Source organism: Shimia sp. MMG029 (assembly GCF_027947445.1).
Taxonomy (GTDB): domain Bacteria; phylum Pseudomonadota; class Alphaproteobacteria; order Rhodobacterales; family Rhodobacteraceae; genus Shimia.
This window is the reverse complement of sequence record NZ_JAQJIM010000008.1, coordinates 171,331-197,221: the sequence shown is the minus strand read 5'-3', so window position 1 is coordinate 197,221 and position 25,891 is coordinate 171,331. Positions and strand designations below refer to the sequence as shown.

At 58.4% G+C, this 25,891-nt stretch carries 22 protein-coding genes and 1 riboswitch; of the genes, 17 read left to right on the top strand and 5 right to left on the bottom strand.

Annotated elements, in window-relative coordinates; translation table 11 throughout:
• Nucleotides 1–175: 175 nt before the first annotated feature.
• Nucleotides 176–374: riboswitch (cobalamin riboswitch) on the top strand.
• Nucleotides 375–503: 129 nt separating this feature from the next.
• Genes PJL69_RS17445 through PJL69_RS17425 form a run of 5 tightly spaced genes read left to right on the top strand, consistent with a single transcriptional unit; the run spans nt 504 to nt 3,930 of the window.
• Nucleotides 504–1,289 carry a DUF4198 domain-containing protein gene (locus tag PJL69_RS17445; RefSeq protein WP_271310808.1) on the top strand — a complete coding sequence of 262 codons (786 nt, stop codon included), beginning with the start codon at nt 504–506 and terminating at the stop codon, nt 1,287–1,289.
• 7 nt (nt 1,290–1,296) lie between these two features.
• A complete protein-coding gene (gene cbiM, locus PJL69_RS17440; RefSeq protein ID WP_271310807.1) occupies nt 1,297–1,908 on the top strand; it encodes a cobalt transporter CbiM in 612 nt (203 codons plus the stop codon).
• Nucleotides 1,905–2,495, top strand: coding sequence for a cobalt ABC transporter permease (locus PJL69_RS17435; protein ID WP_271310806.1), 591 nt, complete (start codon nt 1,905–1,907; stop codon nt 2,493–2,495). Before cbiM ends, PJL69_RS17435 begins: the two co-directional genes overlap by 4 nt.
• The gene (gene cbiQ, locus PJL69_RS17430) at nt 2,495–3,277 is read left to right on the top strand and encodes a cobalt ECF transporter T component CbiQ (protein ID WP_271310805.1); all 783 of its coding nucleotides are present in this window, start codon (nt 2,495–2,497) and stop codon (nt 3,275–3,277) included. Before PJL69_RS17435 ends, cbiQ begins: the two co-directional genes overlap by 1 nt.
• Complete coding sequence (locus tag PJL69_RS17425; protein ID WP_271310804.1) at nt 3,274–3,930, top strand: energy-coupling factor ABC transporter ATP-binding protein; 657 nt, start codon at nt 3,274–3,276, stop codon at nt 3,928–3,930. Before cbiQ ends, PJL69_RS17425 begins: the two co-directional genes overlap by 4 nt.
• A gap of 138 nt (nt 3,931–4,068) precedes the next feature.
• On the opposite strand, the gene PJL69_RS17420 is transcribed toward PJL69_RS17425, so the two are convergent.
• Together PJL69_RS17420 and PJL69_RS17415 are read right to left on the bottom strand one after the other, a co-directional pair.
• Complete coding sequence (locus tag PJL69_RS17420; RefSeq protein WP_271310803.1) at nt 4,069–5,856, bottom strand: methyl-accepting chemotaxis protein; 1,788 nt, start codon at nt 5,854–5,856, stop codon at nt 4,069–4,071.
• 323 nt (nt 5,857–6,179) lie between these two features.
• A complete protein-coding gene (locus PJL69_RS17415; protein ID WP_271310802.1) occupies nt 6,180–7,244 on the bottom strand; it encodes a Hint domain-containing protein in 1,065 nt (354 codons plus the stop codon).
• Nucleotides 7,245–7,513: 269 nt separating this feature from the next.
• On the opposite strand from PJL69_RS17415, the gene PJL69_RS17410 reads away from it, so the two are divergent.
• From PJL69_RS17410 to PJL69_RS17395, 4 genes are read left to right on the top strand one after another with little or no spacing between them, the layout of a single operon-like run.
• Entirely contained in the window at nt 7,514–8,497 is a 984-nt protein-coding gene (locus PJL69_RS17410) for a TRAP transporter substrate-binding protein (RefSeq protein WP_271310801.1), read from the top strand.
• A gap of 50 nt (nt 8,498–8,547) precedes the next feature.
• Nucleotides 8,548–9,045 (top strand): TRAP transporter small permease, encoded by a 498-nt coding sequence (locus PJL69_RS17405; RefSeq protein ID WP_271310800.1) that lies wholly within the window; start codon nt 8,548–8,550, stop codon nt 9,043–9,045.
• Nucleotides 9,042–10,316, top strand: a complete 1,275-nt coding sequence (locus PJL69_RS17400) for a TRAP transporter large permease (RefSeq protein ID WP_271310799.1) — start codon at nt 9,042–9,044, stop codon at nt 10,314–10,316. The genes PJL69_RS17405 and PJL69_RS17400 overlap by 4 nt, the downstream gene beginning before the upstream one ends.
• 7 nt (nt 10,317–10,323) lie before the next feature.
• Nucleotides 10,324–11,202, top strand: a complete 879-nt coding sequence (locus tag PJL69_RS17395) for an isocitrate lyase/PEP mutase family protein (RefSeq protein WP_271310798.1) — start codon at nt 10,324–10,326, stop codon at nt 11,200–11,202.
• A gap of 30 nt (nt 11,203–11,232) precedes the next feature.
• Here the strand turns inward: PJL69_RS17395 and PJL69_RS17390 are convergent, their stop codons facing one another.
• Together PJL69_RS17390 and PJL69_RS17385 are read right to left on the bottom strand one after the other, a co-directional pair.
• Complete coding sequence (locus tag PJL69_RS17390) at nt 11,233–12,117, bottom strand: citryl-CoA lyase (RefSeq protein WP_271310797.1); 885 nt, start codon at nt 12,115–12,117, stop codon at nt 11,233–11,235.
• Nucleotides 12,114–13,319 carry a CaiB/BaiF CoA transferase family protein gene (locus PJL69_RS17385; RefSeq protein ID WP_271310796.1) on the bottom strand — a complete coding sequence of 402 codons (1,206 nt, stop codon included), beginning with the start codon at nt 13,317–13,319 and terminating at the stop codon, nt 12,114–12,116. The genes PJL69_RS17390 and PJL69_RS17385 overlap by 4 nt, the downstream gene beginning before the upstream one ends.
• 101 nt (nt 13,320–13,420) lie before the next feature.
• Here PJL69_RS17385 and PJL69_RS17380 point away from each other — a divergent pair, with 101 nt between their 5' ends.
• The 8 genes from PJL69_RS17380 (at nt 13,421) to PJL69_RS17345 (ending at nt 23,101) form a co-directional block, all read left to right on the top strand.
• Nucleotides 13,421–14,098: an IclR family transcriptional regulator gene (locus tag PJL69_RS17380; RefSeq protein ID WP_271310795.1), complete on the top strand. Its 678-nt coding sequence runs from the start codon at nt 13,421–13,423 to the stop codon at nt 14,096–14,098.
• A 322-nt stretch (nt 14,099–14,420) separates the two neighbouring features.
• Nucleotides 14,421–16,385, top strand: coding sequence for an acetate--CoA ligase (gene acs, locus PJL69_RS17375; RefSeq protein ID WP_209099469.1), 1,965 nt, complete (start codon nt 14,421–14,423; stop codon nt 16,383–16,385).
• Between the two features lie 6 nt (nt 16,386–16,391).
• Entirely contained in the window at nt 16,392–17,012 is a 621-nt protein-coding gene (locus PJL69_RS17370; protein ID WP_271310794.1) for an adenylate kinase, read from the top strand.
• 71 nt (nt 17,013–17,083) lie between these two features.
• Nucleotides 17,084–17,344, top strand: a complete 261-nt coding sequence (locus PJL69_RS17365) for a DUF4212 domain-containing protein (protein ID WP_209089881.1) — start codon at nt 17,084–17,086, stop codon at nt 17,342–17,344.
• Nucleotides 17,345–17,359: 15 nt separating this feature from the next.
• Nucleotides 17,360–19,147: a sodium:solute symporter family protein gene (locus PJL69_RS17360; protein ID WP_271310793.1), complete on the top strand. Its 1,788-nt coding sequence runs from the start codon at nt 17,360–17,362 to the stop codon at nt 19,145–19,147.
• Nucleotides 19,148–19,315: 168 nt separating this feature from the next.
• Nucleotides 19,316–21,151, top strand: a complete 1,836-nt coding sequence (locus PJL69_RS17355) for a DUF294 nucleotidyltransferase-like domain-containing protein (RefSeq protein WP_271310792.1) — start codon at nt 19,316–19,318, stop codon at nt 21,149–21,151.
• 16 nt (nt 21,152–21,167) lie between these two features.
• On the top strand, nt 21,168–21,689 hold the full coding sequence (locus tag PJL69_RS17350; RefSeq protein ID WP_271310791.1) for a hypothetical protein: 522 nt from the start codon (nt 21,168–21,170) through the stop codon (nt 21,687–21,689).
• Nucleotides 21,689–23,101, top strand: a complete 1,413-nt coding sequence (locus PJL69_RS17345) for a 3'-5' exonuclease (RefSeq protein WP_271310790.1) — start codon at nt 21,689–21,691, stop codon at nt 23,099–23,101. Before PJL69_RS17350 ends, PJL69_RS17345 begins: the two co-directional genes overlap by 1 nt.
• A gap of 19 nt (nt 23,102–23,120) precedes the next feature.
• Here the strand turns inward: PJL69_RS17345 and PJL69_RS17340 are convergent, their stop codons facing one another.
• Nucleotides 23,121–25,430 (bottom strand): hybrid sensor histidine kinase/response regulator, encoded by a 2,310-nt coding sequence (locus PJL69_RS17340; protein WP_271310789.1) that lies wholly within the window; start codon nt 25,428–25,430, stop codon nt 23,121–23,123.
• Nucleotides 25,431–25,891 lie beyond the last annotated feature (461 nt).

Below are 25,891 nucleotides of genomic sequence, written 5' to 3'. Positions count from 1 at the left end.
ATGGGCGGTGCCGTATCAAGAGCCATGATTGACGCAGCACTGCACTTCGCTGTGACAATTCGGGCCATTTTGCTTGTGACCAATCAAACGGTGGAGCAGTCAAAGGGGTGCGATCTTTCGTAATTGTGTGCAGGTTCGTCGCAATCTGGCATTGACCGGATCTCATTGTATCTGGCAAGAACGCCGCATGTTCGGTTCCGGGATACCCCGGAAGCAAAAGGGAATGCAGTGCGGCCTGTATTTTGGGCCAAGTCTGCAACTGCCCCCGCAACTGTAAGCGGCGAGCACGGCTGATTGCGCCACTGGGCAACCGGGAAGGCCAGTTCGTGTTTGGACCCGCGAGTCAGGAGACCTGCCGGACTGGTCGCCTTGTATGAGGCGGCCGTCATCGGCGACGGGGTGCGCGCTGGGTCCGCTTGTGTGTTTCGCAACCGGTTCTGCGCGCCCTGAAGTCATACAAAGAAATGCGCCGGGGTAGGCGCGACGTGATAGGGACCAAATTTATGAAAAAACTGCTGCTGGCGGCCACAGCCGCCCTGACCATCCCAGCGATGGCGCAGGCACATTTTCTTTTGGAATATACAGAAGACACAATGATTGAGCGTCCGGGCGATGTGCCTGTGAAGCTGATCTTCTGGCACCCCCATGAGGCCGGTCATGTGATGACCCTGGAGAAGCCGGAAGAGTTCTTTGTGATTCACAACGGTGAAAAAACCGATCTGATGGGCACTCTGGAAGAGACCACCTTTGACGGCCCAGACAACAGCGCGAAGGCGTTCAACGGCACTGTGCCTGTGAAGCGCTCTGGCGACTATGTGGTCGTGACCGTGCCTGCGCCTTATTATGAAGAGTCCGAAGACATCTACATTCAGCAGATCACCAAGACCTATCTGAACCGCAACGAGCTGCCGACTGATTGGGATCAGCCGCAGGGTCTGGCGACAGAAATTCTGCCGCTGAACAAGCCTTACAACATTGTTGCGGGCTCCACCTTCACCGGTCGTGTTCTGAGCGAAGGCCAGCCTGTGGCCGGTGCAGAGATTGAAATCGAGTACATGGCAGCAGAGCCAGAGATGGAAGGCACCGGCGCGAAAGCGGCCACCGTGTCCCCTCTTCCAGGTGGCGCGATTGTCGCGATCTCTGATGACAACGGCTATTTCTCCTTTGGTGTGCCAAAAGCGGGCTACTGGGGTTTTGCTGCGCTGGGATCCGGCCCTGCGACAGAACATGAAGGCAAAGAGCTGAGCCAAGACGCGGTGATCTGGATCCGCGCCTGGGATCTGGAGTAAGCCTTTTATGCACATTGTTGACGGAGCCCTTTCCAACCCTGTGGTGATCGGCGGCGCGGTGGCTGCCGTGGGTGGCATCGCTATGGGATTGAAATCCCTGGATCTGGATCGCATCCCCACAGCTGGGGTGCTTTCGGCGAGCTTTTTTGTCGCTTCGCTGATCCATGTGCCGATTGGCCCGTCCTCTGTGCATTTGATACTGAATGGTCTGGCCGGGCTTTTGCTCGGCTGGGCCGCCTTCCCGGCCCTGTTTGTCGGGCTGTTGTTGCAGGCGGTGTTCTTTGGTTTTGGCGGGTTGACGGTGCTGGGCATCAACACCGTGAATATTGCCCTGCCTGCGGTTCTGGCGTGGATGCTGTTTGGCGGCTTGATTGGCCGTGGCGCACCCGTGCAAGGCGCGATTTGGGGGGCTGTTGGTGGCGCGTTTGCAATTGCCACAACCACCGCTTTGGTCGCCGTATCACTGGCGTTGTCAGGCGATGAATTCATACCAGCGGCAAAACTGGTGTTTTTTGCCCATATCCCGGTGATATGCATTGAGGCGCTGCTGACCGGGTTTGCCGTATTGCTGGCACGTCGGGTGAAGCCCGAACTCTTTTTGAAGGACCGGACCGCATGAAACAGTTGATCCTGATCTGTGCGTTGACGCTTGGCACTGTGCTGGCGCCCCTGCCCGCTGCGGCGCATAAGGTGATTGCAGGTGTGTTTGCGTCCGGCGACGCCATTGAAGGTGAGCTGGGATTTTCCAACGGGGATATGGCGGTGGCGCAAGAGGTGGTTGTCACCGGGCCAGACGGTGCCGAGCTGGGCCGCACCGTGACCGATGAAGACGGGTTTTTCCTCTTCACCCCCACCAGCGCTGTGGCGCATACATTTTATGCGGATATGGGCGCGGGCCACATCGCCGAAGTGACCATGCCCGCCAAAGAGGTGGCAGAGATCATGGGCGTTGCGGCAGAGGTCGTGGAAACCGCCGTGCCTGTACCGGCTGTTGGTGAGGGCGCAGTCATGCTGGCCTCGCTCAGCGCTGAAGAGCGCGCGGTGATCGCGGAGGCGGTGCGCGCTGAGGTGCGCCCCCTGCGGCGCGAAATCGCCGCCTATCGCGAGCACAATGATTTACAGACCATTCTGGGCGGCATCGGCTATATTGTCGGCCTGTTTGGCATCGGCTTTTACGTGGCCGCCCGCAAAAAGCTGGCCGCCTGATGGCACACGCGCTGGAACCACAGGCCAAGACGCTGGCGGAGGCAGGCGACGGGCGGCTGTATGGGCCGGTCGGAGAGCTGGATCCGCGCATGCGCATTGTGATGGTCTGTGTTTTTGCGATTGCGACCGTCGCCTTACACAGCATTCCGGCGCTGATCGGGGCCTTTGCGGTGTCTCTTGGCTTGCTCGTGGCCTCACGCCTGCCCAAGCGGCGCACGCTCAAACGCATGGTGATGATGGATGGGTTCATCATTTTTATGCTGGTGCTGATGCCGTTTTCCATGCCTGGGGATGCGATGTTCACGGTGTTTGGCTTCCCGGCCAGCTGGCAGGGGCTGTGGAAAGCGATTGAAATCGCGCTGACGGCCAATGCGGTGATCCTTGCGCTGATGGTGCTGGTGGGCACCATGGAGCCGGTGAGCCTTGGTCACGCGCTGCATCGGCTGCGCTGCCCGGAGGTGCTGGTGCATCTGTTGATGTTCACCATCCGCTACATCGAGGTGCTGCGCGAAGAATACCTGCGCCTGCGCGGCGCGATGAAGATCCGCGGGTTTCGGCCCGGCACGAACTGGCACACCTACCGCAGTTTTGGCTATCTGGTCGGAATGATGCTGGTGCGGGCGATTGAACGGTCTGAGCGCATTCTGGGCGCCATGAAATGCCGGGGGTTCTCTGGGCGGCTTTTTTTGCTACAGGAGTATTCTCTGCATCGGCGTGACTATGTGTTTGCCGCAACCCTATCTGCGCTGTGCGTGGCGCTGCTGTATCTGGACCATCTATGACCATCTTGCATCTGGAAGACATACGGTTTGCCTACCCCGGTCATGCACCGGTTTTGGATGGGGCGTCGCTGCGGCTGGAGCCGGGCGAGCGGATTTCGATCACCGGCGCGAATGGGGCGGGTAAATCGACGCTCTTTCGCATTGCGCTTGGCTTGCAGAAACCCGATGACGGGCGGATCATGATTTTTGGCCAAGAGCGGCAATCGGAGGCCGATTTTCACGAGGTGCGTCGCCGAATTGGTCTGGTGTTTCAAGACCCAGATGATCAGCTGTTTTGCCCAACCGTTGCCGAAGACATCGCCTTTGGGCCGCTCAATCTTGGGCGCAGCAAGGCTGAGGCGCTCGCGATAGTGGATCGTGTGCTGAGCGATCTGGATCTGATGCATCTGCGGGATCGCATCACCCACAAGCTTTCTGGCGGTGAGAAACGTTTGGTGACTTTGGCAACCGTTCTGGCGATGGAGCCTGAGGCCCTGCTGCTTGATGAGCCGACCAATGCGCTCGACACCAAAAACGAAGCGCGGCTGTTGGAAATCTTGAAAGGGCTGCCACAAGCGATCTTGCTGGTCAGCCACACACCCGCCTTTCGAGAGGCACTGGCGCCAGACACCTATGAGCTGCGCGAAGGCCGACTCGTCGATTTGCGCCTTTAGGCTCAGAGCGCGTTCAAAGTTCTGATGTTGCGATTTGGAATGTCAGCGCAGTTGCAGGAGTTGGTCGCGATGCCACGCGGGGCGGCTTTTCGCTCCCCGTGATGACCAGAGCGCCCAAGACTGGACGCCCTGTGATTTTTAGGCGCTGGCAGGCAGACGCCGACCGTATTGTGAGAAAGTGGACGCCGCGCCGCCGGAAGTCTGAAACCGATCAATCAGCGTTGTCAGACTTTGCGCATCATCGCTCAGGATATGCACGGCGGCTGACGCCTCTTCGACCATGGCTGCGTTTTTCTGTGTTACTTCATCGAGATGGGCAACCCCTTCATTGATTTCGCCAAGACCATCGGCCTGCTGTTCCGCCCCGTGCGCAATATTGGCAACCAGCGCTGAAATATGGCTCACCTGATCGACAATGGTGCGCAGCGCGCCCCCTGCTTCACCGACAAGCTGTACCCCACGCTCTACATGCTTGGATGAGTCTCCGATCAAGTCCTTGATCTCCATCGCCGCGTCAGAGGAACGTTGCGCCAGCGCCCGCACTTCCGAGGCCACGACCGCAAAGCCACGCCCGGAATCGCCTGCACGGGCGGCCTCCACACCCGCGTTGAGGGCGAGCAGGTTGGTTTGGAACGCAATATCGTCAATCAGTTTCGTGACTTGGGAGATATGGCTGGCGCTGCGTTCAATCTCATGCATGGTTTCCACCGCGCTTTCAACCACTGCGCCGCTGGCCTGAGCTTCTTCCTGCGCCTGATGCATGGTGGTTTCCACATTGCGCGCACTGAGCGCAGCACTGCGCACGGATTCTGTCAGTTCGTTCAGGCTGGCTGCGGTTTCCTCCAATGTGGCGGCCTGGCTCTCTGTCCGTTTGGACAGATCACGCACGCTTTGATCGATCTCCAGTGCGCTTGCGCCAATAGAATGCGCATTGTCGGCCACCTCGGATACGGTGGTGTCCAACGTGTTGAGCGAGGTGTTGTAGTCACTCCGAAGTTGACCATAGTCCGCCGGGAAAGTGGTTGTGATCTGACCGGTCAGATCGCCCGCCGACAGCTCTGCGAGATGCTGTGTGAGGGTGTGAACAACCGCCGCCTGATTTTGCGCATTGATGCGCTGCTCAGCTTCCAGTTCGCGCTGGCGTTCCAGGGCGCTGCGAAACACATCCAGAGTGCGGGCCATATCGCCCAATTCGTTTTCCACCGCGACCAATGGGATGTCACTTTGGGTGTCGCCCTCAGACAGGCTGAGCATGCGGGTGCCAAGCTGGCCCATTGGTTTGGTCAGGCTGCGCGTTATGACGAGGGCCGCACAGCCCATAACCAGCAGGATCACCCCCAAAATGAGGATCGCCTCCATGCGGATAAATGCCAGGCGTTCTTCGAGATCCGCCTGATAGGCTCCGGTGCCAATGACCCAGCCCCAAGGCTCAAAAAGATAGGCATATCCCACTTTGACCTGCGGTGCGTCGCTGCCGGGTTTGTTGAAGTGATAGGTGGTCAGGCCATGCCCATCTCTGAGCGCTACATTCTTCATTTCCTGAAGAATTTTAACGCCATAGATATCAGCCAAGTCGCCTTTGTTGGTGCCCACCCATTCCGGATTTGCGGGGTGTGCCTGTATAACCAGATTGGTGTCAAAGGCATAGACGTAACCGTCTTTCCCATAAGACATGGATTGCAGACGATCCCGGGCATAGGCACGGGCGCGTTCTGGCTCATATTTGCCGGATTTAACAGCGGCGTCGAGATCGTCAAGTAGGCTGACGGCGACTTCGGTGATGGCGTGAAGCTCTTCGTTTCGGAGCTCTTCGACCGTTTTACGCGTTTGAACTTGCAACAACACTGTTAGGACAACGGACAGTGCGAGCGCTAACATCGCAAGCGTGACGATCCGCGTCGAAAACTTGTTGAAGAAACGTTTCATTTGGGAAACCTGTGGTTGCTTTTAAGACGCGGCACGCACTAGGTCGATTTACTTAATGGGTTACTTAAATTTTGCCCACGTTTTGGGCAATGATTTGCGGAAACGATGCAAAGGTATGATTTATAGTAATGTTTTTTTTGGCCGCATGTGAATTTTTTTGACGTTCACGTCAAACTGCTGAGACTAAGGGATTTTGAGGGTGAAGTTCCGCGTCTAAAAGAATCATCTTAGAGGTGAAACGTCCGTCGTGTGCAGAGGGCGCGAAGGCTCAAAGCTGCAAGCCCGGCATCTGGTGGGCACGCTATCGTTTCGGGTGGATAAAATCAGGCCGCTTCGAGGAGTTTGCGACCATTGGCTGTCAGGCGTGCCATAAACCGCTTTTGCCGTTTCGGTTCCGGGACAGGTCGCGCTGGCGCCTCGGACTGCGCGCGTGTCTCAATCATGTCAGGGAACAGAAGCCGCAACTCGTCTTGGGCTGCCTCTGACAATGCGTCAAAGGAGCGGGCTGTGACAAGAAAACTCTCGCTTGGTGCCCCGTTGGCGCGCACGATTTCATGATCGTCAAACAATAAGTGGAAGTAGGAGAGCGCCGTGTCCTCTTCGCAGACAGATATGCCCGGCAATGTGGTCAAGCGAATGGCGGGCAACAGGATTTCTGAGGTGCCAAACATGCGTTTGGTCAGTTTGGACTGCGCCACCATGCGATGCTGGCGGGACACTCTGAGCGGCTGGGTTGGCAAGCCACCGCCAAGGGCTCCGGCTGCGATTTCCACGGGGCGCAGTTTCGGCTCTTTGCGCAGATCCGCCGCGCTGAGCGCGCGCTCAAACACCCAGCGCAGTGGTTTCAGACCACGTTCTGTGACGATCAAATCGCCGGCGACAAGCGTTTCGATCCGTTTGGGGCCTTCTGAGGTTTCGATAAGGGTGCCATTGGCAAAACACACCATCATCTTGATGTTATCAACGATCGCGCCGAGGCTGTCGTTGTCGCCAATTTCTGTGAAGCTCAGGGTGTAGGTCCCTGCCGAAGGAAACGGCACATCCAGGGCGACTTCGGTCCAGCTGTTTGATGTTGGCAGCACGGTTAGCGCGGCGATCACTTGCCCCTGATCATCCCGCACCTCTATTTTGAAGCCATCAATACCGCGATCTGGCAGGGCGGCATTGCGCAGCGCCGCATCAAGCGTGAGGCGGGCCTCAACCGGGCGATCCACCTCAAAGCTTTGTTTCATAACGGTGATACGGCCACGATGCCCATCAATTTCCGCAACACGGTTCTTTGATCCATTGTGCAGATACGCATTTTCGGTGTGGTTTGCCTCGATGTCCCGGCCTGACCAATGGGCCGCCCCGGAATCAAAGGTTCCGTTAAGGATCAAGTTTTTCATGAGAAAAGGTCGTCCGTGAAATCGTTCCCACAGCGAAACAATGCTGCAAATACGTTGATAATTTAAATTAAATCAGTTGTGGAGATCGAAAAGCACCCTTGGTTAACGAAAAATTCGGAATTTTCGGGGTGTCGGGCCTTTTTTGAGCGATGGCACCGGTGATGATCTGACGTGGAGGCACCCTTGGGGGCTTGCGCCCACGCTCTATCTCTGATTGCATCCAGTTCAAGCGGCAGGTGGAGGACCCTGCCCTTACTGGGAGGAAAATTATGTTTAAGATCATTATGGGGGCAGCCGCCGGGCTCGCCTTGTCTGCGTCTGTTGGTGCGGCTCAGGAAAAGATGCGGATTTCGCTGCAGCTGCCGCTGAAAAGCCATTTGGGCCAGAACCTCGTTCTGTTTGAAAAAGAAGTCGAAGCCCGCACCAATGGCGCGATTGATGTGGAAATCTATGACAGTGCCACGCTTTACAAAGACAAAGAGGTGCCTGCGGCGGTGGGCTCTGGCGCCATTGAGGCAGGGGTTGCCTCGCTGACGCGCTATGTCGGGGACGCGCCGGTGGTGGATGTGTTCTACATGCCGTTCCTGCTCAACAGCGAAGACAAGGTTCGCGCAGCGGTGGCGGAAGGCTCTACTGTGCGGGAAACCATTGAAGCTGAGATTGAGAAAACCGGTGGTCAGGTGCTCTATTGGCAGGCCTATGGTGGGGCGATCATGCTGTCCAATGGCGGCGGCATCCGCACGCCAGCTGATATGGAAGGCAAGAAGGTCCGCGTATTTGGCAAGACGCTGGGGGATTTTGTAACCGCCTCTGGTGGGGCGCCGACGCTGATTTCCGGCTCTGAACAGTATCTGGCTTATCAGCGCGGCACGGTCGATGTGGGCATGACCGGTGTATCCGGCGTGAAATCGCGCAAGCTCTGGGAAGTGATGGACACAATCACCGTGACCAACCATGCGGACATCGAGTTTGTGGTGGTGGTGAACAACGACTGGTGGAACGGCCTGTCAGAGGAGATCCGTGGCCAGATCACCGAGGCCGCCGTTGTGGCGCAGGACAGCGTACGCGACGAGATGTCCGCCATTGAAGCGGAAGCCTATGCCGCCGCCAAAGACAACGGCATGACCATTGTCGAACTCACAGAGGATGAGTTGGCGCAGTGGAAATCGGTAGCGCAGCCGGTCTATGACGCCTATCTCGCTGCAGCGGGGGATGCTGGCAAAACGGTGCTTGACGCTGCTGGCAGCGACTGAAGAAGGGCGCGGGCGGCGGCGGCTTTTTGCCCTGCCCGCTTTCAAAGAACATGCAGATTATCACAACACTGTCGCGCTGTGCAGGCGTGTTTGGGGCGTGCCTGATGGCCGCGACGGGCGCAATGCTGACCTATGAAGTTATAGCGCGGTATTTTTTCATAAAACCAACTATTTGGGCGGCAGAGTTAAGCCAACTTTGCCTGATCTGGGGCTGCCTTCTGTCGCTTGGCTGGGTGTTGAGCCTGCGGCGTCACATCACAGTGAATGCGGTCACAGCATTGCTGCCCGCACATGTTCAACGGTTGTGCGTGGCACTGTCGCTTTTGGTGCTGATCGTTTTCTCCGCCATCGTTGCCTATTGGAGCTGGGATATTTTCCATGACAGCTGGGTGCGCGGGCGCACGACTGGCTCCCTTTTGAACCTGCCAAGCTGGGTGGCGGAACTGTCGGTGCCCGTGGGTTTTGGCCTGCTGACCGCGCAGGCGATTGTGGAGCTCATGTCCCTGCCCCGCACACAGCTTTCCTCATTGGGGGCCAGCCACGAATGACCATCCTTCTTATTCTGGCCTGTCTTTTTGCGCTGCTTTTGATTGGCGTGCCTGTGGCCTTCGCCCTTGGTGGGCTTGGGCTGGGCATGCTGATGATTGGGGGCTTTTCGCCCTTGATGGCCCCGCAGGCGGTGCTCTCGACATTGGATGGGTTCATCCTGCTGGCGGTGCCATTGTTTTTGCTGATGTCCAATGTGCTGCTCAAAGGGGGCGTCGGGCGCGATCTGTTTGCGGCGGTGCAAGCATGGGTTGGGCACTGGCCCGGCGGGCTGGCGGTGGCGACGATCCTCAGCTGCGGGTTGTTTGCGGCAATTTCCGGCTCCTCCGTGGCCACAGCCGCCACCATTGGCACTGTCGCGATCCCCGAAATGGTGAGCCGGGGCTATGACAAACGCTTTGTCTATGGGTTGTTGGCGGCAGGTGGTACACTTGGCATTCTGATCCCGCCGTCGATCCCGATGATTGTCTTTGGCTTTGTCGCCGAAGAATCCGTGATCGCGCTTTTCCTTGCAGGCATTGGGCCGGGGTTGCTGCTGGTGGGTTTGTTTGTGATCTTTGCCATGGCCTATGCGCGCCTCTCGCCAAGTTACATGCCTGCCGAAAAAGCCGACATGGCGCAGCGCATAGAGACTTCAATCCGGGCGCTTCCGTCATTTGCGCTGGCGCTGTTGATTGTGCTGGGGCTCTATTCGGGTGCCTTCACCCCAACCGAAGCCGCCGCAGTGGGCTTTGCCGCCGCCTTGCTGATCACGGTGTTCTGGCTGCGCACGCTGACATGGGCCACCTTCTGGGAAGCTGTGCGTGAAAGCGCAATCACCACCACCGCGATTTTGCTGATCGTGGCCGGGGCGAAAGTGTTTGGCAAAGCCATCGCGCTCTACCGCATTCCTCAGGACATATCTGCCTTCATCGCTGCCAATATCGACGGACCTTTGGTATTCATCCTGCTGGTCTGTGTGGTGCTGCTCGTCATGGGGTTGGTGTTTGAAGCGCTGTCGATGATCCTGATCATGACGCCGGTCCTGTTGCCGGCGGCGATGGGGCTCGGGTTTGATCCAATCTGGTTTGGCATCTTCATGGTGATCATGGTGGAATGTGCGCTGATCACGCCACCGGTGGGGCTGAACCTTTATGTCATACAGGCCGTCGCGAAGGTGTCTCTGGGCGAAGTTGCGCGCGGGGTCTGGCCGTTTCTGGCGCTTATGCTTCTGAGTGTGGCGATCCTCTATCTGGTGCCGGATCTGGCGCTTTATATTCCTTTCAAATGGTGATTTCGACATGACTCAAGCCGCAAAACTGCGTGCGCTGCTGGCGCAGGACACATGCCACATCATGCCCTGCTGCTTTGATGCGCTGTCGGCGAAACTGATCGCTCAGGAAGGGTATGACCTGACCTTCATGTCCGGGTTTGCCACATCTGCCGCCCGGATTGGTGCACCCGATCTGGGTCTTATGAGCTATGGCGAAGTGCTCGATCAGGCGCGCAATATTTCCGATGCGGTGTCTATTCCGCTGATCGGTGATGGCGACACCGGGTATGGCAATGCGATGAATGTCAAACGCACGGTGCGTGGTTTTGGCCGCGCAGGCTGTGCGGCGGTGATGATTGAGGATCAACTGGCGCCCAAACGCTGCGGGCACACGCCGGGCAAGGCGGTTGTGGACCGTGCAGAAGCGTTTGACCGCATCCGTGCGGCAGTGGATGCCCGTGAGGAGTTGCGTGCCGAAGGGGGCGATATCCTGATCCTCGCGCGCACCGATTCGCGCCACGAACACGGGTTGCGCGAGGCGCTCGCCCGGGCCGAAGAATTTGCCAAGCTGGGCGCTGATATCCTGTTTGTGGAGGCGCCAAAGACGGAGGCGGAGATGCGCGAGATTTGCGCCGCTGTGCCTCTGCCGCAGATGGCCAACATCGTGGAGGGCGGTGAAACCCCGGATCTGCCCAATGCTGTCTTGCACGACATCGGCTATTCCATCGCCGCCTACCCTCTTTCGCTGATGGCGGTGGCGATGCAGGCGATGCTGGGCTGTTTGCAGCAGATGCGCACAGACCAGCGATCCGAGCTGATGGCGTTTGACGAGCTGCGCGCACGCATTGGGTTTGAGGACTATTATACCGCCTCAAGCCGCTATGCCTCCTCCAAACGGGAAACATAGCCCCCCAAACTGCCGCTAAGGCGCCGCGTTTCACGATCGTGGCGCCCCCCGATGGTGTGCATCTCTCTCGCTGTTCTGAGGCGTGGCAACTGCGCGCGCCGGCCTGCCGATGGGGTCGCGGCCTGTATAGGTCCAGCGGTGGACAGGCGGTGTCGGGCCTTTGTTGCGCCCGCCTTGGCTCATTTGCTCCCACGCGTGCGCAACCACGCCAACAGAGCGTGACAGGCAGAATAGACCACGTGCCAAGGCTGGGGCAAAACCAAGCTCGGCATAAATCACCGCCGTCGCGCCATCTATGTTCATGGGCACCACATGGCCCTTTTGGGTGTTCAGCGCCGTTTGAAGCGCGCGCGCAATTTGTGCGAAATTTCCCGCAACAGTGCCTGCGGATCGCGCCTCTTCGACCAAGGCCAGCAATCGCGGCGCGCGGGGGTCGGTGGGCTTGTGAAAGCGATGCCCAAACCCCGGAATGAATTTTCCATGCTCTGATTGCCAGCGCAGCATCATCTGTTCGGTGGCCTGCGCGAGCGGCTGTCCCGAAGAAACGGCCTCGTCAATCCAGTGAAACAGGGTGACCGCCTGCTCGCCAGCACCGCCATGCACATCGTCGAGCAGGTTCACAGCAGAGGCCAGCGCCCCATTCAATCCCAACCCGCAGGTCACGGCCATACGCGCGGTGGCGATCGAGGGGGCTTGAGGGCCGTGATCCACTGCGGCGACCAGAGCGCTTTCCAACAGGCGGGCCTGTGCTGCGGTGGGCAAGCTGCCACGGGTCATCAGCCAGATCATATCAGAAAACCCTACCGCCCCGATCAGATCCTCAATCGGGTATCCGCGCAGGCGGATCTCTCCGGGGGCCATGTCGATGATGTCGGTTTGCCACCAGTCCGCAACCGATGTGTCCCGCTCGCTCATATTGCACCTTCCTCTTTCAGTTTGGCCGGATCGAGCCCCAGCTCTGCCCAGATCGCCTCATTGTCGGCCCCCAGACGCGGGGGCGGCGTGGTGACGGTGGGCGCATGGCCGTCCAGTTTGATCCCGGTTGTTGCAACTTGAATGTCACGCCCGACCCCCGGCACATCAGGAAAGTGATGCAAAAACCCGCGCGCCGCGATCTGGGGCTGGTGCAGGACGTCCGGCACCGAGAGCACCGCGCCGGCAGGCACACCAATGTCATTGAGCGCGTCCGCCCAATCGGATGCCGGGCGCGTGACAAGCACCCGCTCGAGCTCCGCCTTCAGGGCCAAACGGTTCTGCTTGCGATCCTCGCGCGTTGCAAAATCTGCACGGGTGCGCAGCGCAGACAGCCCCAGATGATCGGTCAACAAAACCCACTGTTCCTCTTTGTTGGCCGCAATATTGATCAGACCATCCTGTGCCTGAAACGCGCCTGAAGGGGCGGAGGTCACGTTTTCATTGCCGTGGGCGGCGGGGGTGACACCTGCGATCAGATAATTGGACACCACCCAACCCATGGTGGCGAGCACCGATTCCAGCATAGACACATCGATGAAGGTGCCGCGCGGACGCGCGTTGCAGGCTGCCGCGATGGCAAAGGCCGCCGTGAGCCCGCCAACCGTGTCCGCGATGGGAAAGCCAGCACGCAGCGGGGCGCTGTCTGTGTCGCCTGTGATCGACATCACACCTGACACGCCCTGTATGATCTGGTCATATGCCGGGCGATGCCTCCAGGGGCCGTCTTGGCCAAACCCGGAAATGGCGCAGTAAATCAGGGTCGACTTTGCCTGTTTCAACACCTGATAGCCGACCCCCAGTCGATCCATGACCCCGGGGCGAAAGTTCTCCACCAAAATGTCAGCCGATTGCACAAGCTTCAGCAAAGCGGCCCTGCCTTCGGGATGTTTCAGATTGACCGTCACGGATTTCTTGCCCGCGTTCTGCGCCAGAAATGACACGCCCATTTGCGCGGCGTTCAGGGATGGATCTGCGCCCAACTGGCGTGCCAGATCCCCCCGCCCTGCGGCCTCAACTTTGATGACCTCCGCGCCCATATGGGCCAGTTGATGACAGCAAAACGGCCCCGCCAGCACATTTGTGAGGTCCAGAACCCGCAAACCAGAGAGCGGCTGGATTGGGCTGGTGTCAGACGGCATCATGGGCACATTCCTGCTTTGCGGATCGGGTGATGCTTGCTGCCTAGCCAGATCATAATATTATGTGCAACACAGCGGCCCATTTGTTGCGCAGAGTGGAACACATGACACAAACACGCGTTGAATCAGTCGAAAAAGCCTTATCGATCCTGGAGGCGTTCAGTCAGGATCGGCGCGCCCTGACGCTGACCGAGATCGCCCATGAGACAGGGTTGCACAAAAGCAATGTCAGCCGCCTTGCCACCTCCCTTGAACGCTTTGGTTATCTCAAACGCGAGCCAGATCGCCGCTTTCGGCTGGGGCCGGCATTGTGGCGTTTGGGGGCTCTCTATCGGCGCAACTTTGAGTTGGGGGAAACCATTCGCCCAGCCTTGCGCAAACTTGTGCGCGACACGGGGGAGACGGCCTCTTTCTACGTGCTCGATCAGGATGAGCGGCTGTGCCTTTACCGTGAAAATTCCCCGGAACCGGTGCGCCATCATCTGGACGAAGGCGCACGGCTGACGATGCAACATGGGGCCGCAGCGCATGTTCTGGCCGCATTTACCCTTGCCGACAAGACGGCGCAAAAACGTCTGGACGCTGACGGCAGTTGTGTCTCTCGCGGGGAGCGCAACATGCAGATTTCTTCGGTCGCGGCGCCGATTATCGATGCGGCAGGGCAGTTCTATGGCGCCCTTGCGGTTTCAGGGCCCATCGATCGATTGGAAGGGCCCGCTTTGGCCAAAGCGCGCGCGGCTGTTTTGGCCTGCGCCCGCGCCCTGAGCCACGGGATTGGCTGATCTGCGCAGGCTGCCGCGCATGTAGGCATTTGTTTTGCCACCCTGCAGAGGGTGTCAGGTGCTGCCAAACGGTTAGCGCTAAACGCGAGCTACATCACAGAAATTCCACCACTTTTGCAAAACCAAGCGCGCGCAATCCGCGACCGTTATGCCAATTATTTTACAAATATGCCCCCACTTCGGGAAAATAATTTACAATATTTTACAATGATTGCAGAGCCTTGTTTTCAAATTTTCATTTGTCCGTATTTTTAGGTACGGGTCTCAGAACAGGTTTCTGAGAGAGGAGATGAAAATACGATAGCTTTCGGGAGGAGCTTCCATGTCACTGGATACTGACTCTAATTCCGTCTTTGCGGTCCCTATGAACCTTGCAGAGAACGCCACGATCACCGCCGAGAAATATGACGCGATGTATGCGGCGTCGATGTCTGACCCTGAGGGGTTCTGGCGGGAGCATGGGCAGCGGATTGACTGGATCAAGCCGTATAGCAAGGTGAAAAACACCTCTTTCGCGCCGGGCAACATCGACATCAAATGGTTTGAGGACGGCACGCTCAACGTCGCCGCCAACTGTATTGACCGTCATCTGGAAACCCGCGGCAATCAGGCCGCGATCATCTTTGAGCCGGATGATCCCAAAGAGCCGGCCCAGTCGATCACCTATGCCGATCTGCACCGCCGCGTCTGCCGCATGGCCAATGTGCTGGAAAGCATGGGCGTGCGCAAAGGCGACCGTGTGGTGATCTATCTGCCGATGATCCCCGAGGCCGCCTATGCCATGTTGGCCTGTGCCCGCATCGGCGCGATCCACTCGATTGTTTTTGCAGGTTTCAGCCCCGACGCGCTGGCGGCGCGCATCAACGGCTGTGACGCCAAAGTGGTGATCACCGCCGATTACGCCCCGCGTGGCGGGCGCAAGACCGCGCTCAAATCCAACACCGATGCGGCGCTTCTGCACACCAAAGACACGGTGAAATGTCTGGTGGTGAAGCGCACCGGCGAGCAGACCACATGGATTGACGGGCGCGATTACGACTACAACGAAATGGCGCTGGAGGTGGGCGACTATTGCAAACCTGCGGAGATGAGCGCCGAAGATCCGCTGTTCATTCTTTACACATCCGGCTCCACCGGCCAGCCCAAAGGCGTGGTGCACAGCACCGGCGGCTACATCGTTTATGCCGCTATGACCCATGAATACACCTTTGACTACAAAGATGGCGACATCTTCTGGTGTACGGCGGATGTGGGCTGGGTCACCGGCCACAGCTATATCGTTTATGGCCCGCTCGCCAATGGCGCGACCACGCTGATGTTTGAGGGCGTGCCAACCTACCCGGATGCCTCCCGCTTCTGGCAGGTCTGCGAAAAGCACCGTGTGAACCAGTTCTACACCGCGCCCACCGCGCTGCGCGCGCTGATGGGACAAGGCAATGAGTATGTGGAGAAATGTGATCTCTCCTCCCTGCGCATCCTTGGCACCGTGGGTGAGCCGATCAACCCGGAGGCCTGGACCTGGTACAATGACGTGGTTGGCAAAGGCAATTGCCCGATTGTCGACACCTGGTGGCAGACCGAGACCGGCGGCCATATGATGACTCCCCTGCCCGGCGCCCATGCCACCAAACCGGGGGCGGCGATGAAGCCATTCTTTGGTGTGAAGCCGGTGGTGCTTGACCCGCAATCTGGTGAGGAAATCGAGGGCAATGGTGTCGAAGGCGTGCTGGCGATTGCCGACAGCTGGCCCTCACAGATGCGCACGGTCTGGGGCGATCACGAACGCTTTGAGAAAACCTATTTCGCCGATTACAAAGGCTATTACTTTGCCGGTGACGGCTGCCGCCGCGACGCGGATGGGGACTATTGGATCACTGGCCGTGTCGATGATGTGATCAACGTCTCGGGCCACCGCATGGGCACCGCCGAAGTCGAAAGCGCGCTGGTGGCGCATGCCGCCGTGGCTGAGGCCGCTGTCGTCGGCTACCCACATGACATCAAGGGCCAGGGCATCTACTGCTACGTCACCCTGATGAACGACCGCGAGCCTTCTGAAGAACTGCGCAAGGAACTCCGCAACTGGGTGCGCACGGAAATCGGCCCGATTGCTTCGCCTGATCTGATCCAATGGGCGCCGGGCCTGCCGAAGACGCGTTCGGGCAAAATCATGCGCCGCATCCTGCGCAAGATCGCCGAAAACGACTACGGCGCGCTGGGGGACACCTCCACGCTGGCAGACCCCGGCGTGGTCGACGACCTCATCGAAAACCGCATGAACAAGGGGTGATCGGAGATGACAACACAGACCGAAACCCTCACCCGCATGGTCAACGTTATTCTGCTTGGCCCACCCGGCGCTGGCAAAGGCACACAGGCGGAGCTGCTTGTGAAGAACCACGGGTTGGTGCAGCTCTCCACCGGCGACATGCTGCGTCAGGCCAAGGCGAGCGGCTCTGAACTGGGCAAACGGGTTGCCGAGGTTATGGAGCGTGGCGAGCTGGTCACCGATGACATTGTGATCGGCCTGATCAAGGAGAAGCTCTCCAACACCGAGGCCAAAGGGTTCATCTTTGACGGCTTCCCCCGCACATTGGCGCAAGCCGATGCGCTGGCCGCGCTGCTTAAGGAAACCGGCGTCACGCTGAGTGCGGCGATTGAGCTGCAGGTGGATGACAAAATTCTGGTGGAACGCATTCTCAATCGCGCAGAACAGGCCCGCGCTGCGGGCCAGCCTGTGCGCGCAGATGACAATGCCGAAACACTAACGCAGAGACTGGCGGCTTATCACGCCCAGACCGCGCCATTGATTGAATACTACAAATCCAAAGGCGCGCTGAAGTCTGTGGATGCGATGGGTGAGATTGACGCCATCGCAACAGAGCTAAACGCGATCGTTTCACAAACGCCCGCGTAAAGGGAACCGCACCCCGGCCATCTGGCAGGGGTGCACGGAGGACAACCAAAACAAGAGGGAGGAGGCATTTAATGTCTGAAAACTCATCAAACGCTGCATATTGGTCTGCCAATGTGCGCATCATCCTGATCAGCCTGGTTATCTGGGCGCTGGTCTCTTTCGGGTTCGGCATTCTGCTGCGTCCGGCGCTGGCGGGCATTTCCGTTGGCGGCACTGACTTGGGCTTCTGGTTTGCCCAACAAGGGTCCATCCTGGTCTTTCTGGCGCTGATTTTTTTCTACGCCTGGAAGATGAACAAACTCGACGCCGAACACGGCGTTGACGAAGAATAAGGGACCAGAGGGACAATGAGCCAATTTGCAATCAACTTGCTGTTTGTGGGCGCCTCTTTCGCGCTTTACATCGGCATCGCGATCTGGGCCCGCGCTGGGTCCACATCAGAATTTTACGCCGCTGGGCGCGGCGTTCACCCGGTCACCAATGGTATGGCGACAGCGGCGGACTGGATGTCTGCGGCCTCGTTTATCTCCATGGCGGGCCTCATCGCCTTTACCGGCTATGACAACTCCTCCTTCCTGATGGGTTGGACCGGTGGCTACGTGCTGCTGGCGCTGCTGCTTGCGCCATATCTGCGTAAGTTCGGCAAATTCACCGTATCGGAATTCATCGGCGACCGCTTTTACAGCCAGACCGCGCGTATTGTTGCGGTTGTCTGTCTGATTGTGGCCTCCACTACTTATGTGATTGGTCAGATGACCGGTGTGGGCGTGGCCTTTGGTCGCTTCCTGGAAGTCTCCAACACCGCTGGTCTGCTGATCGGTGCCTGTGTGGTGTTTGCCTATGCCGTGTTTGGCGGCATGAAAGGTGTGACTTACACGCAGGTGGCGCAGTATTGCGTTCTGATCACTGCCTACACCATTCCTGCGATCTTCATCTCGCTGCAGCTGACCGGCACGCCGATCCCGGCGCTGGGTCTGTTTGGTGAGCACGCAGCCTCTGGTGAGCCTCTGCTGGCGAAACTGGATGCGATTGTCACCGAGCTTGGCTTTGCGGAATACACAGCGCACCACGCCGATACGTTCAACATGGTGCTGTTCACCCTGAGCCTGATGATCGGTACTGCGGGTCTGCCCCACGTGATCATGCGCTTTTTCACCGTGCCACGTGTGTCTGATGCGCGCTGGTCTGCGGGCTGGACGCTGGTGTTCATCGCGCTGCTGTATCTGACTGCCCCTGCAGTTGGTGCCATGGCACGCCTGAACATTTCCGAGCTGATGTGGCCAAATGGCGGCATCTCTGGCGAAGCTGTGACCGTTCAACAGATCGAGAACGAGCCAGAGTATGACTGGATGGCCACCTGGCAGAAAACCGGTCTGCTGGATTGGGAAGACAAAAACGGCGACGGCAAGATCCAGTACTACAACGACAAGAACGCTGATCTTCAGGCGATGGCTGCGGAAAAAGGCTGGGAAGGCAACGAGCTGACCAAGTTTAACCGTGACATTCTCGTGCTGGCGAACCCTGAGATTGCCAACCTGCCATCCTGGGTGATTGGTCTGGTTGCTGCGGGTGGTCTGGCGGCTGCGCTGTCCACAGCTGCGGGTCTGCTGCTGGCGATCTCTTCGGCCGTGTCTCACGACCTGATCAAAGGCGCGATCAACCCGAACATCTCTGAAAAGGGCGAGCTTCTGTCGGCGCGTATTGCCATGGCTGTGGCCATTGCAGTGGCGACATGGCTGGGTCTCAACCCTCCGGGCTTTGCAGCGCAAACCGTGGCTCTGGCCTTCGGTCTGGCGGCGGCCTCGATCTTCCCGGCGTTGATGATGGGGATCTTCTCCACCAAGATCAACAACACCGGTGCAGTGGCAGGGATGCTCGCAGGTCTGACCGTGACCCTGATCTACATCTTCCTGCACAAGGGCTGGCTGTTCATTCCGGGCACCAACTCCTTCACCGATGCAGATCCTCTGCTGGGTACCGTGAAGTCCACAAGCTTTGGCGCAATCGGCGCGGCTGTGAACTTTGCGGTGGCCTATGTGGTGGCAAACATGACCAAAGAGACCCCTGCCGAAATCAAGGCATTGGTTGAAAGTGTGCGTGTGCCACGCGGTGCAGGTGCCGCTCAGGATCACTAAGTCCTGACCAAAGGCGACGGCGGCCACTCCCCTTAAATCCGCCGTCGCCCTCCTCCCGTCCCGCCCGGCAGGCCCCGGGCGGGACGTTTGCAAACCGACCATTTCAAAAAGACCCGAACACGCATTTGGCGGCTTGCCAATCTCTCGCTGTCGGACCAGTGTCTGCCCATGCCACTCACAGTTGAACAAATTGCGCGCTTCCTGAGGTCTGTCCATCCGTATGACAGCCTGCCCACAGAGACGCTCGCTGCATTGAGCGAAACCCTGACAGAGCACAGCATGTCAGCGGGGGACGTGATCTATACCTTTGGGGAAACGCTGGAAGCGCTCTATCTGGTGTATTCGGGTCAGGTTGAAATTTTTGATGAATTTGGTGCGGTTGTCTCGCATCTGGGCCTGCGCAACTCCTTTGGTGAGCGTGGCCTGTTGCGCGATGGCAAGGCGGCCACAACGGCGCAATGCGAAGAACACGGCATCCTGCTGCTGTTGCCAAAAGCCCAACTGCAGAGCCTGATTGCAGCCCATGACGCTGTGCGGCGGTTCTTTGATCGTGCGCGCGCAGAAAGGCGCCCGGCGGCGGACAATGATCTGGCCAACACCGATATTGCCACCATTATGGCGCGCGCACCGATCACTCTGACAGCAAGCGACACCGTGCGTACAGCGGCGCGCACCATGGCAGAGGCCGGGATTTCCTCGATCTGTGTGATGGAAGGTGGCACGTTGGCGGGCATCCTGACCACCGGCGATCTGGTCAATCGGGTGCTGTCCAAAGACCTGAGCCCCGACACCGCATTGCAAGAGATCATGACCGCCGCGCCGCGCAGCCTGCCGCCAAATGCAATAGGCTCTGACGTGCTGCATATGATGACGGAGTATGGCTTTGGCCACATCCCGGTGGTGGAAAACGGCAAGCTGGTCGGGATCGTGACCCAGACCGATCTGACCCGGTTTCAGGCGGTCACCAGCGTGGAAATGGTGCGCGAGATCACCCGCGCGGCCTCCGCTGAGGAGATTGCACTGGTCACGGCGCGCATCCCCAAACTGCTGGCGCAGCTGGTGGGGTCTGGCCATCGCCATGATATTGTCACCCGTCTGATCACCGATGTGGCCGACATTGCCACGCGCCGCCTGCTGACACTGGCAGAAGAAAAACTAGGGCCCGCGCCTGTGCCCTATCTGTGGCTGGCCTGTGGCTCACAAGGGCGGCAGGAGCAGACCGGGGTGAGCGATCAAGACAATTGCCTGATGCTGGATGACAGCGTGACCGATGAGATGCGCGATGGCTACTTTGCCGCGCTGGCGCGTTTTGTCTGTGATGGGCTGAACACCTGTGGCTATGTCTATTGTCCGGGGGACATGATGGCCACGGCGGATCGCTGGCGGCAGCCGATCAGCGTATGGCGCAGCTATTTTCAGGGCTGGATCCACACGCCCAATCCTGAGGCGCAGATGCTGGCCAGCGTGATGTTTGACCTGCGGCCCATCGCCGGGACATGGCAGGGCTTTGAGGCGTTGCAGGCCGAGACACTTAAGGCCGCAGCGCAGAACTCTATCTTTGTCGCGCATATGGCCGCAAATGCCCTGAAGCATCACCCGCCGCTGGGGCTGTTGCGGGGCCTCGTGACCATCAAGTCGGGCGAGCACAAACATCAGCTTGATATGAAACACAACGGCGTCGTGCCAGTGGTGGATCTGGCGCGTATTGCGGCCTTGCAGGGGCGCATCACAGCGGTGAACACCCGCGCGCGGCTTCAGGCAGCCAGCGATGGAAACGCTGGGTTTTCTGCCTCGGGCATTGCGGATCTTTTGAGCGCCTATGACCTGATTGCCGAGCAGCGGCTGAGCCATCAGCTGCGCCAAATCCATGCAGGCGTTGCGCCGGATAATTTCCTCGCACCCTCTTCCCTGTCAGACTTTGACAGAAGTCATCTGCGCGATGCTTTTGTCGTGATAAAATCTTTGCAAGGCGCGCTCAGCCATGGGCGCAGCGCCAGCACCTAGGCTTAGGAGGCCAGCGATGTTTCTTGAACTACTCGCCGTGATATTTGCCGGTGTCGCGGGCGCTGGGATCATGATGGTGATCATTCGCGCAACCGGCGGGCGCCTGCCAAAATGGCTGACACCTGTGGCGGCCGGTGCAACGATGATTGCAGTGAGCATCAGCTCTGAATACAGCTGGTTCAGCCGCACCAAAGCAACCCTGCCAGAGGGGCTTGAGGTGGTGGAAGCCGTTGAAACCTCGGCGCTGTGGCGCCCGTGGACCTATGCGGCGCCAATCACAGAGCGTTTTGTGGCGCTTGATACCGCCTCCATTCAGACCAACGCGGCGCAGCCCCATCTGCGGCTTGGGCAGGTTTATTTCTATGGGCGCTGGTCCCCGCTCAACCGGCTGAATGTGGCCACGGATTGCGCAGGCAATCGCCGGGCTGCATTGATTGATGCGGTGTCTTTTGCCAGTGATGGCAGCGTGGATGGCGCAGAATGGGTGACAGCGGCGCAGGACGATCCGCTGATTGAGGCAATGTGTGAGAGTTCCTGATGTTTGCACGGCTTTCTCTGAGACTGCGTGTCTTGCTGTTCTTTGCCCTGCTTGCGGTGGGCGGTGTTGTCGTCATTGCAGCCGCGTTGCTGGTCGGCTTTCGCAGTGCGCAATCTGATGGGCTTGCAAGTGGATTTATCACCGCAGGTCTGATTGCTGGCTTTGGATTTCTGGGGCTTGTGGCGGGGATATGGCTGCTGTTTGATGAAAACGTTGCCAAGCCTATTCAGGCCATCGCCACCACGTTGCGCGCACGCGCCCATGCAGGGGCGGCCAGTGAGGTTGACACGCACAGTGCCCGCTATCTGGGGGATCTTGCACCTGCCGCAGAGGCGCTCAGCGTCAAGCTGGAAAGCACCACAACAGACGCCGCGCAGTTGGTGGCCTCTGAGACGCAGATGCTCAGCGCAGAACGTGCGCAGCTCACCGCTTTGCTCACAGAGATCCCCGTTGCCATTCTGCTGGTCGGACCGGAGCACCGCATTGTGCTCTATGATGGGCAGGCGGCTGGCACGCTGGCGCAGATCGCGCCGCCCCGCCTGAATGCTCTAATTTTTGATTATCTGGATGAGACCAAACTGCGCGCCGCGCATCAGAAGCTTGTCAAAACCGGCATGGACGTTTCGTTTGTCGCCGCGTCCCCGGATGGCCGCGTGAGCTTTGACGCCCGCCTGAAACCGCTTGCAGATGCCAAAAGCTACATGATCCTGATTGATGAGGCTCAGGCGCAGATCGCACCAGATGAGGCGCGCCCGCTGACGTTTGATTTTGAGCTGTTGAGCGAACAACCCACCAGCGATCTCTCTGAGTTGCCGCTGGAGCAGATTTCTTTTGTGGTCTTTGACTGCGAGACCACCGGGCTTTTGCCGCATAAAGACGAGTTGGTGCAATTGGGGGCCGTGCGGGTGCGCCGCAACCAGATTATCAAAGGCGAGCAGATTGACCGGCTGATCAACCCCGATCGCCCGATCCCCGCGACATCTACCCGTGTGCATCACATCACCGACGCCATGGTCGCAGGCGCCCCGCCCCCCAAAGAGGTGGTGTCGGAGTTTCATCATTTTGTGCGTGACGCGGTGATCGTCGCCCATAATGCGCCGTTTGATATGGCGTTCGTGCGTCGGCATGGCAATGAGATGGGGCTGACTTGGCAGCAGCCGATTGTTGATACGGTGCTGCTGTCTGCGATCCTTTATGGACCCACCGAAGTGCATTCGCTGGACGCGCTTTGCGCGCGCTTGGGTGTTGTGATCCCGGAACATTTGCGCCACACCGCGCTGGGCGATGCGCGCGCGACTGCGCAAGTGCTGTGCAAAATGCTGCCCATGTTGAGCGCATTGGGCTATCGCACGCTGCAGGATGTGCTGGAACAGACGCAAAAATATGGCCGCCTGCTTGACGACCTAAACTGAAAAGCTGCGTGCGTAATCGTCAGGTCGGACTGCGATCTGCGTCGCTTAAACACATCGCGATACGGCCTGCCACCTCTTTCAGGCGATAGGGTTTGGCCAAGTAGTCATCCATTCCGCTGGCGAGAAAGCGGTCTCTTTCATCCAGACTCACGTGCGCTGTCACCGCGATGATCTTGGATCTATGCGGCTGCCCCTCTTCCAAGGTTCGGATTTGTTGCGCCGCCTCAACACCATCCATGACCGGCATGGAGATATCCATCAAAATAACCTTTGGTTTAAAGCGCTTATATGCCTCGATGGCCTCAAGACCGTTGCTGGCCATCGCATATCGATAGTGGTGCTTTTTTACGATCGCTTGCAGCAGGCGCTGATTGGTCATGTTGTCATCGCAGATCAGCACATCCACCGTGTCGTCGCTGCCTTCTGCGGTTTGTGCCTGAGGTGCGACTGCGGTGGCTGACGCAGGCGCTTGCGGTTGTTCAATCGTGTCACCGTTCAGATCCTGAAGCAGAGCTTGTTGCAGTTGCGTTGGCCGCAACGGCTTCATAAGGCGTGTCACGGTTTCGCAGTTGTTGAGACCAGTACTGTGCTGACTGAACAGTACCGAAACCAGCGCCAGCGCATTGTTTGCCCGCCCCAATGCTTCAAGCACACAGTCTTCGGCAAGGCGCGCCTCATCAGCGATTACAAAATCAAACTGCTTTTGCGGCGCATCGTTTTGGCATTTGTTGGCAGGCGCGACATGACACGCCATGCCCCAACTCTCCAAGAGTTCCGTCAAAATGGCGCGGCGTATGTCATTTGGATCAATAACCAACACCGAGCGTCCCACAAGCGCGTCCACAGCAGGATGCGTCAGATCACCCTGATCGCTGAACTCTATTGGGATGTCGAAGGAGAAGGTCGACCCAGTGCCCAATGCGCTGTCTACAGAGATATCGCCGCCCATAAGATCGATCAGCGTTGCGCAGATCGCAAGACCGAGCCCGGTGCCACCATGACCACGGTTATAAGCGTCGTCGACCTGCGCGAATTCATCAAACACACGATCCAGATGTTTTTCTGCGATGCCACAGCCGGTGTCCTGAACACGGCACTGCAAACGCGGTGTGGTCAGCTTTGGGTTCGTGTCGACGCTGACGTCAACATGCACAGAGCCCGCATCGGTGAATTTTATCGCATTGCTGACAAGGTTGAGCACCACCTGATTGATCCGCCCGGCGTCCCCCACAATGGTCTTGGGGGCAGACGGGTCCACACGCACGGTCAGATCCAGGTCTTTCTCTGCGGCGCGCGCGGCCATCAATGCCCCTGCGTTTTCAAACACCTCAGACAAGGCAAAGGGATGTGGGTGCACAGTCATCTGCCCTGCCCGCAGTTTGGACAGATCCAAGATATCGTTGATGATTGCCAGAAGCGACTCCCCACAGCTGTTGATCGTCGACACAAATGCGTTTTGCTCCGGGTCGAGCGCGGTATCCGCGAGCAAATCTCCGGTGCCAATAATTCCGTTCAAAGGCGTTCTGATTTCATGGCTCATCACCGCCAGAAATTCGGTTTTGGCGCGGTCTGCCGCTTCGGCCCGCTCCTCTGCCTTTTTCATCACCGACACGTCGGTTTCGCTGACCAGCAGCACAACACCACCGTCCACCGCATCGATGCGCTTCTGAACGATGATTTCATGCCAACGTTCCCCGCGTTCGGTTTTCACACGCGCAACGTTTCGGGAATCCTGCCCAACTGACAGAGAATTCTGGAGTTCGGTCGCGAGGTCGTTGTCTGTGAAACGAGCAAAAAACGGCTGTTTGGAGTCGTAAATTTCCCGCGCTGCGGGATTCTGATACAACACCTCTCCGCTGTCTCTATACAGAGAGATCGCAACAGGCGTGTGCAGCAGCGCCTCGGCACTGCGGATTGTGGTTGGTGTGCGCTGCGCATCGGTGACCGCTTCGCACATCATTGCGATACGCCCATCTGGCAAAGTGACCCCATGCAGAGACACGTTCATGTGCTGGGGCTTGCCCTCTGGATATAGGGTCCAGGTCTCATTCAGGGTCAGATCAGGATCTGCGAGGTCGATGCGATACTGGGCCAGGCGTGCGCGCACTGTCTCTGACATATCTGTGCTCAGATCGCGCGCGCTGAGCGTCTCTATGCTGTCGGCATTCCATATCCGCAGCGCAGCCGCATTGGCCCAGACGACGCGGAAGTGATCGAAATCATAAATCCACATGGCCGTCGCCAGTCGATCCGCCTGTTGCGCAACGATGATATCAAGATCTTGCCTATCCGCGTGTGCACATTCCATGACACGAAAACCTTCACTCATTTCGTCATTCAGGCAAACCGAACCCAACACACGCACTGCAGGACACGCAGTGAAAACCAAAGGCGCAACACTGGCCTTCTGCATAGGTTTTCCACAAAGCCAAACCGCCTGACACCTTTTGCGTCAGATCGGCGTTCTGCCCACCAATCAAGGGTACCGCTTGCGCCCTGCGAACAATTCACTGGCATTTCAACCAAGGAATGTGCGGACAAAGCAAGCCCCGCCTTGATACTTAAAACCACCCACAAACGCTACCTATCCAAAGAGGTTATACACCCCTGTCCGAAAGTCAGCATCCGTGCGCCTGAGCTTACCTACGGAACGAAAATAGCAGGTTAATTTTTGCATGAGCCTGCGCGATCTGGCTTTCTTTTTTGCCGAAGGATACCGATTGTGCAAAGGCTGGGCCCGCTGATTGGAGCGTTGGCCAATGGTCAGCTTAATTTGCAACTTTTGGCTGA

Coding starts and splice junctions, on each gene's coding strand:
- PJL69_RS17445 (WP_271310808.1), top strand. CDS start 504: ATGAAAAAACTGCTGCTGGCGGCCACAGCCGCCCTGACCATCCCAGCG.
- cbiM (WP_271310807.1), top strand. CDS start 1,297: ATGCACATTGTTGACGGAGCCCTTTCCAACCCTGTGGTGATCGGCGGC.
- PJL69_RS17435 (WP_271310806.1), top strand. CDS start 1,905: ATGAAACAGTTGATCCTGATCTGTGCGTTGACGCTTGGCACTGTGCTG.
- cbiQ (WP_271310805.1), top strand. CDS start 2,495: ATGGCACACGCGCTGGAACCACAGGCCAAGACGCTGGCGGAGGCAGGC.
- PJL69_RS17425 (WP_271310804.1), top strand. CDS start 3,274: ATGACCATCTTGCATCTGGAAGACATACGGTTTGCCTACCCCGGTCAT.
- PJL69_RS17420 (WP_271310803.1), bottom strand. CDS start 5,856: ATGAAACGTTTCTTCAACAAGTTTTCGACGCGGATCGTCACGCTTGCG.
- PJL69_RS17415 (WP_271310802.1), bottom strand. CDS start 7,244: ATGAAAAACTTGATCCTTAACGGAACCTTTGATTCCGGGGCGGCCCAT.
- PJL69_RS17410 (WP_271310801.1), top strand. CDS start 7,514: ATGTTTAAGATCATTATGGGGGCAGCCGCCGGGCTCGCCTTGTCTGCG.
- PJL69_RS17405 (WP_271310800.1), top strand. CDS start 8,548: ATGCAGATTATCACAACACTGTCGCGCTGTGCAGGCGTGTTTGGGGCG.
- PJL69_RS17400 (WP_271310799.1), top strand. CDS start 9,042: ATGACCATCCTTCTTATTCTGGCCTGTCTTTTTGCGCTGCTTTTGATT.
- PJL69_RS17395 (WP_271310798.1), top strand. CDS start 10,324: ATGACTCAAGCCGCAAAACTGCGTGCGCTGCTGGCGCAGGACACATGC.
- PJL69_RS17390 (WP_271310797.1), bottom strand. CDS start 12,117: ATGAGCGAGCGGGACACATCGGTTGCGGACTGGTGGCAAACCGACATC.
- PJL69_RS17385 (WP_271310796.1), bottom strand. CDS start 13,319: ATGATGCCGTCTGACACCAGCCCAATCCAGCCGCTCTCTGGTTTGCGG.
- PJL69_RS17380 (WP_271310795.1), top strand. CDS start 13,421: ATGACACAAACACGCGTTGAATCAGTCGAAAAAGCCTTATCGATCCTG.
- acs (WP_209099469.1), top strand. CDS start 14,421: ATGTCACTGGATACTGACTCTAATTCCGTCTTTGCGGTCCCTATGAAC.
- PJL69_RS17370 (WP_271310794.1), top strand. CDS start 16,392: ATGACAACACAGACCGAAACCCTCACCCGCATGGTCAACGTTATTCTG.
- PJL69_RS17365 (WP_209089881.1), top strand. CDS start 17,084: ATGTCTGAAAACTCATCAAACGCTGCATATTGGTCTGCCAATGTGCGC.
- PJL69_RS17360 (WP_271310793.1), top strand. CDS start 17,360: ATGAGCCAATTTGCAATCAACTTGCTGTTTGTGGGCGCCTCTTTCGCG.
- PJL69_RS17355 (WP_271310792.1), top strand. CDS start 19,316: ATGCCACTCACAGTTGAACAAATTGCGCGCTTCCTGAGGTCTGTCCAT.
- PJL69_RS17350 (WP_271310791.1), top strand. CDS start 21,168: ATGTTTCTTGAACTACTCGCCGTGATATTTGCCGGTGTCGCGGGCGCT.
- PJL69_RS17345 (WP_271310790.1), top strand. CDS start 21,689: ATGTTTGCACGGCTTTCTCTGAGACTGCGTGTCTTGCTGTTCTTTGCC.
- PJL69_RS17340 (WP_271310789.1), bottom strand. CDS start 25,430: ATGAGTGAAGGTTTTCGTGTCATGGAATGTGCACACGCGGATAGGCAA.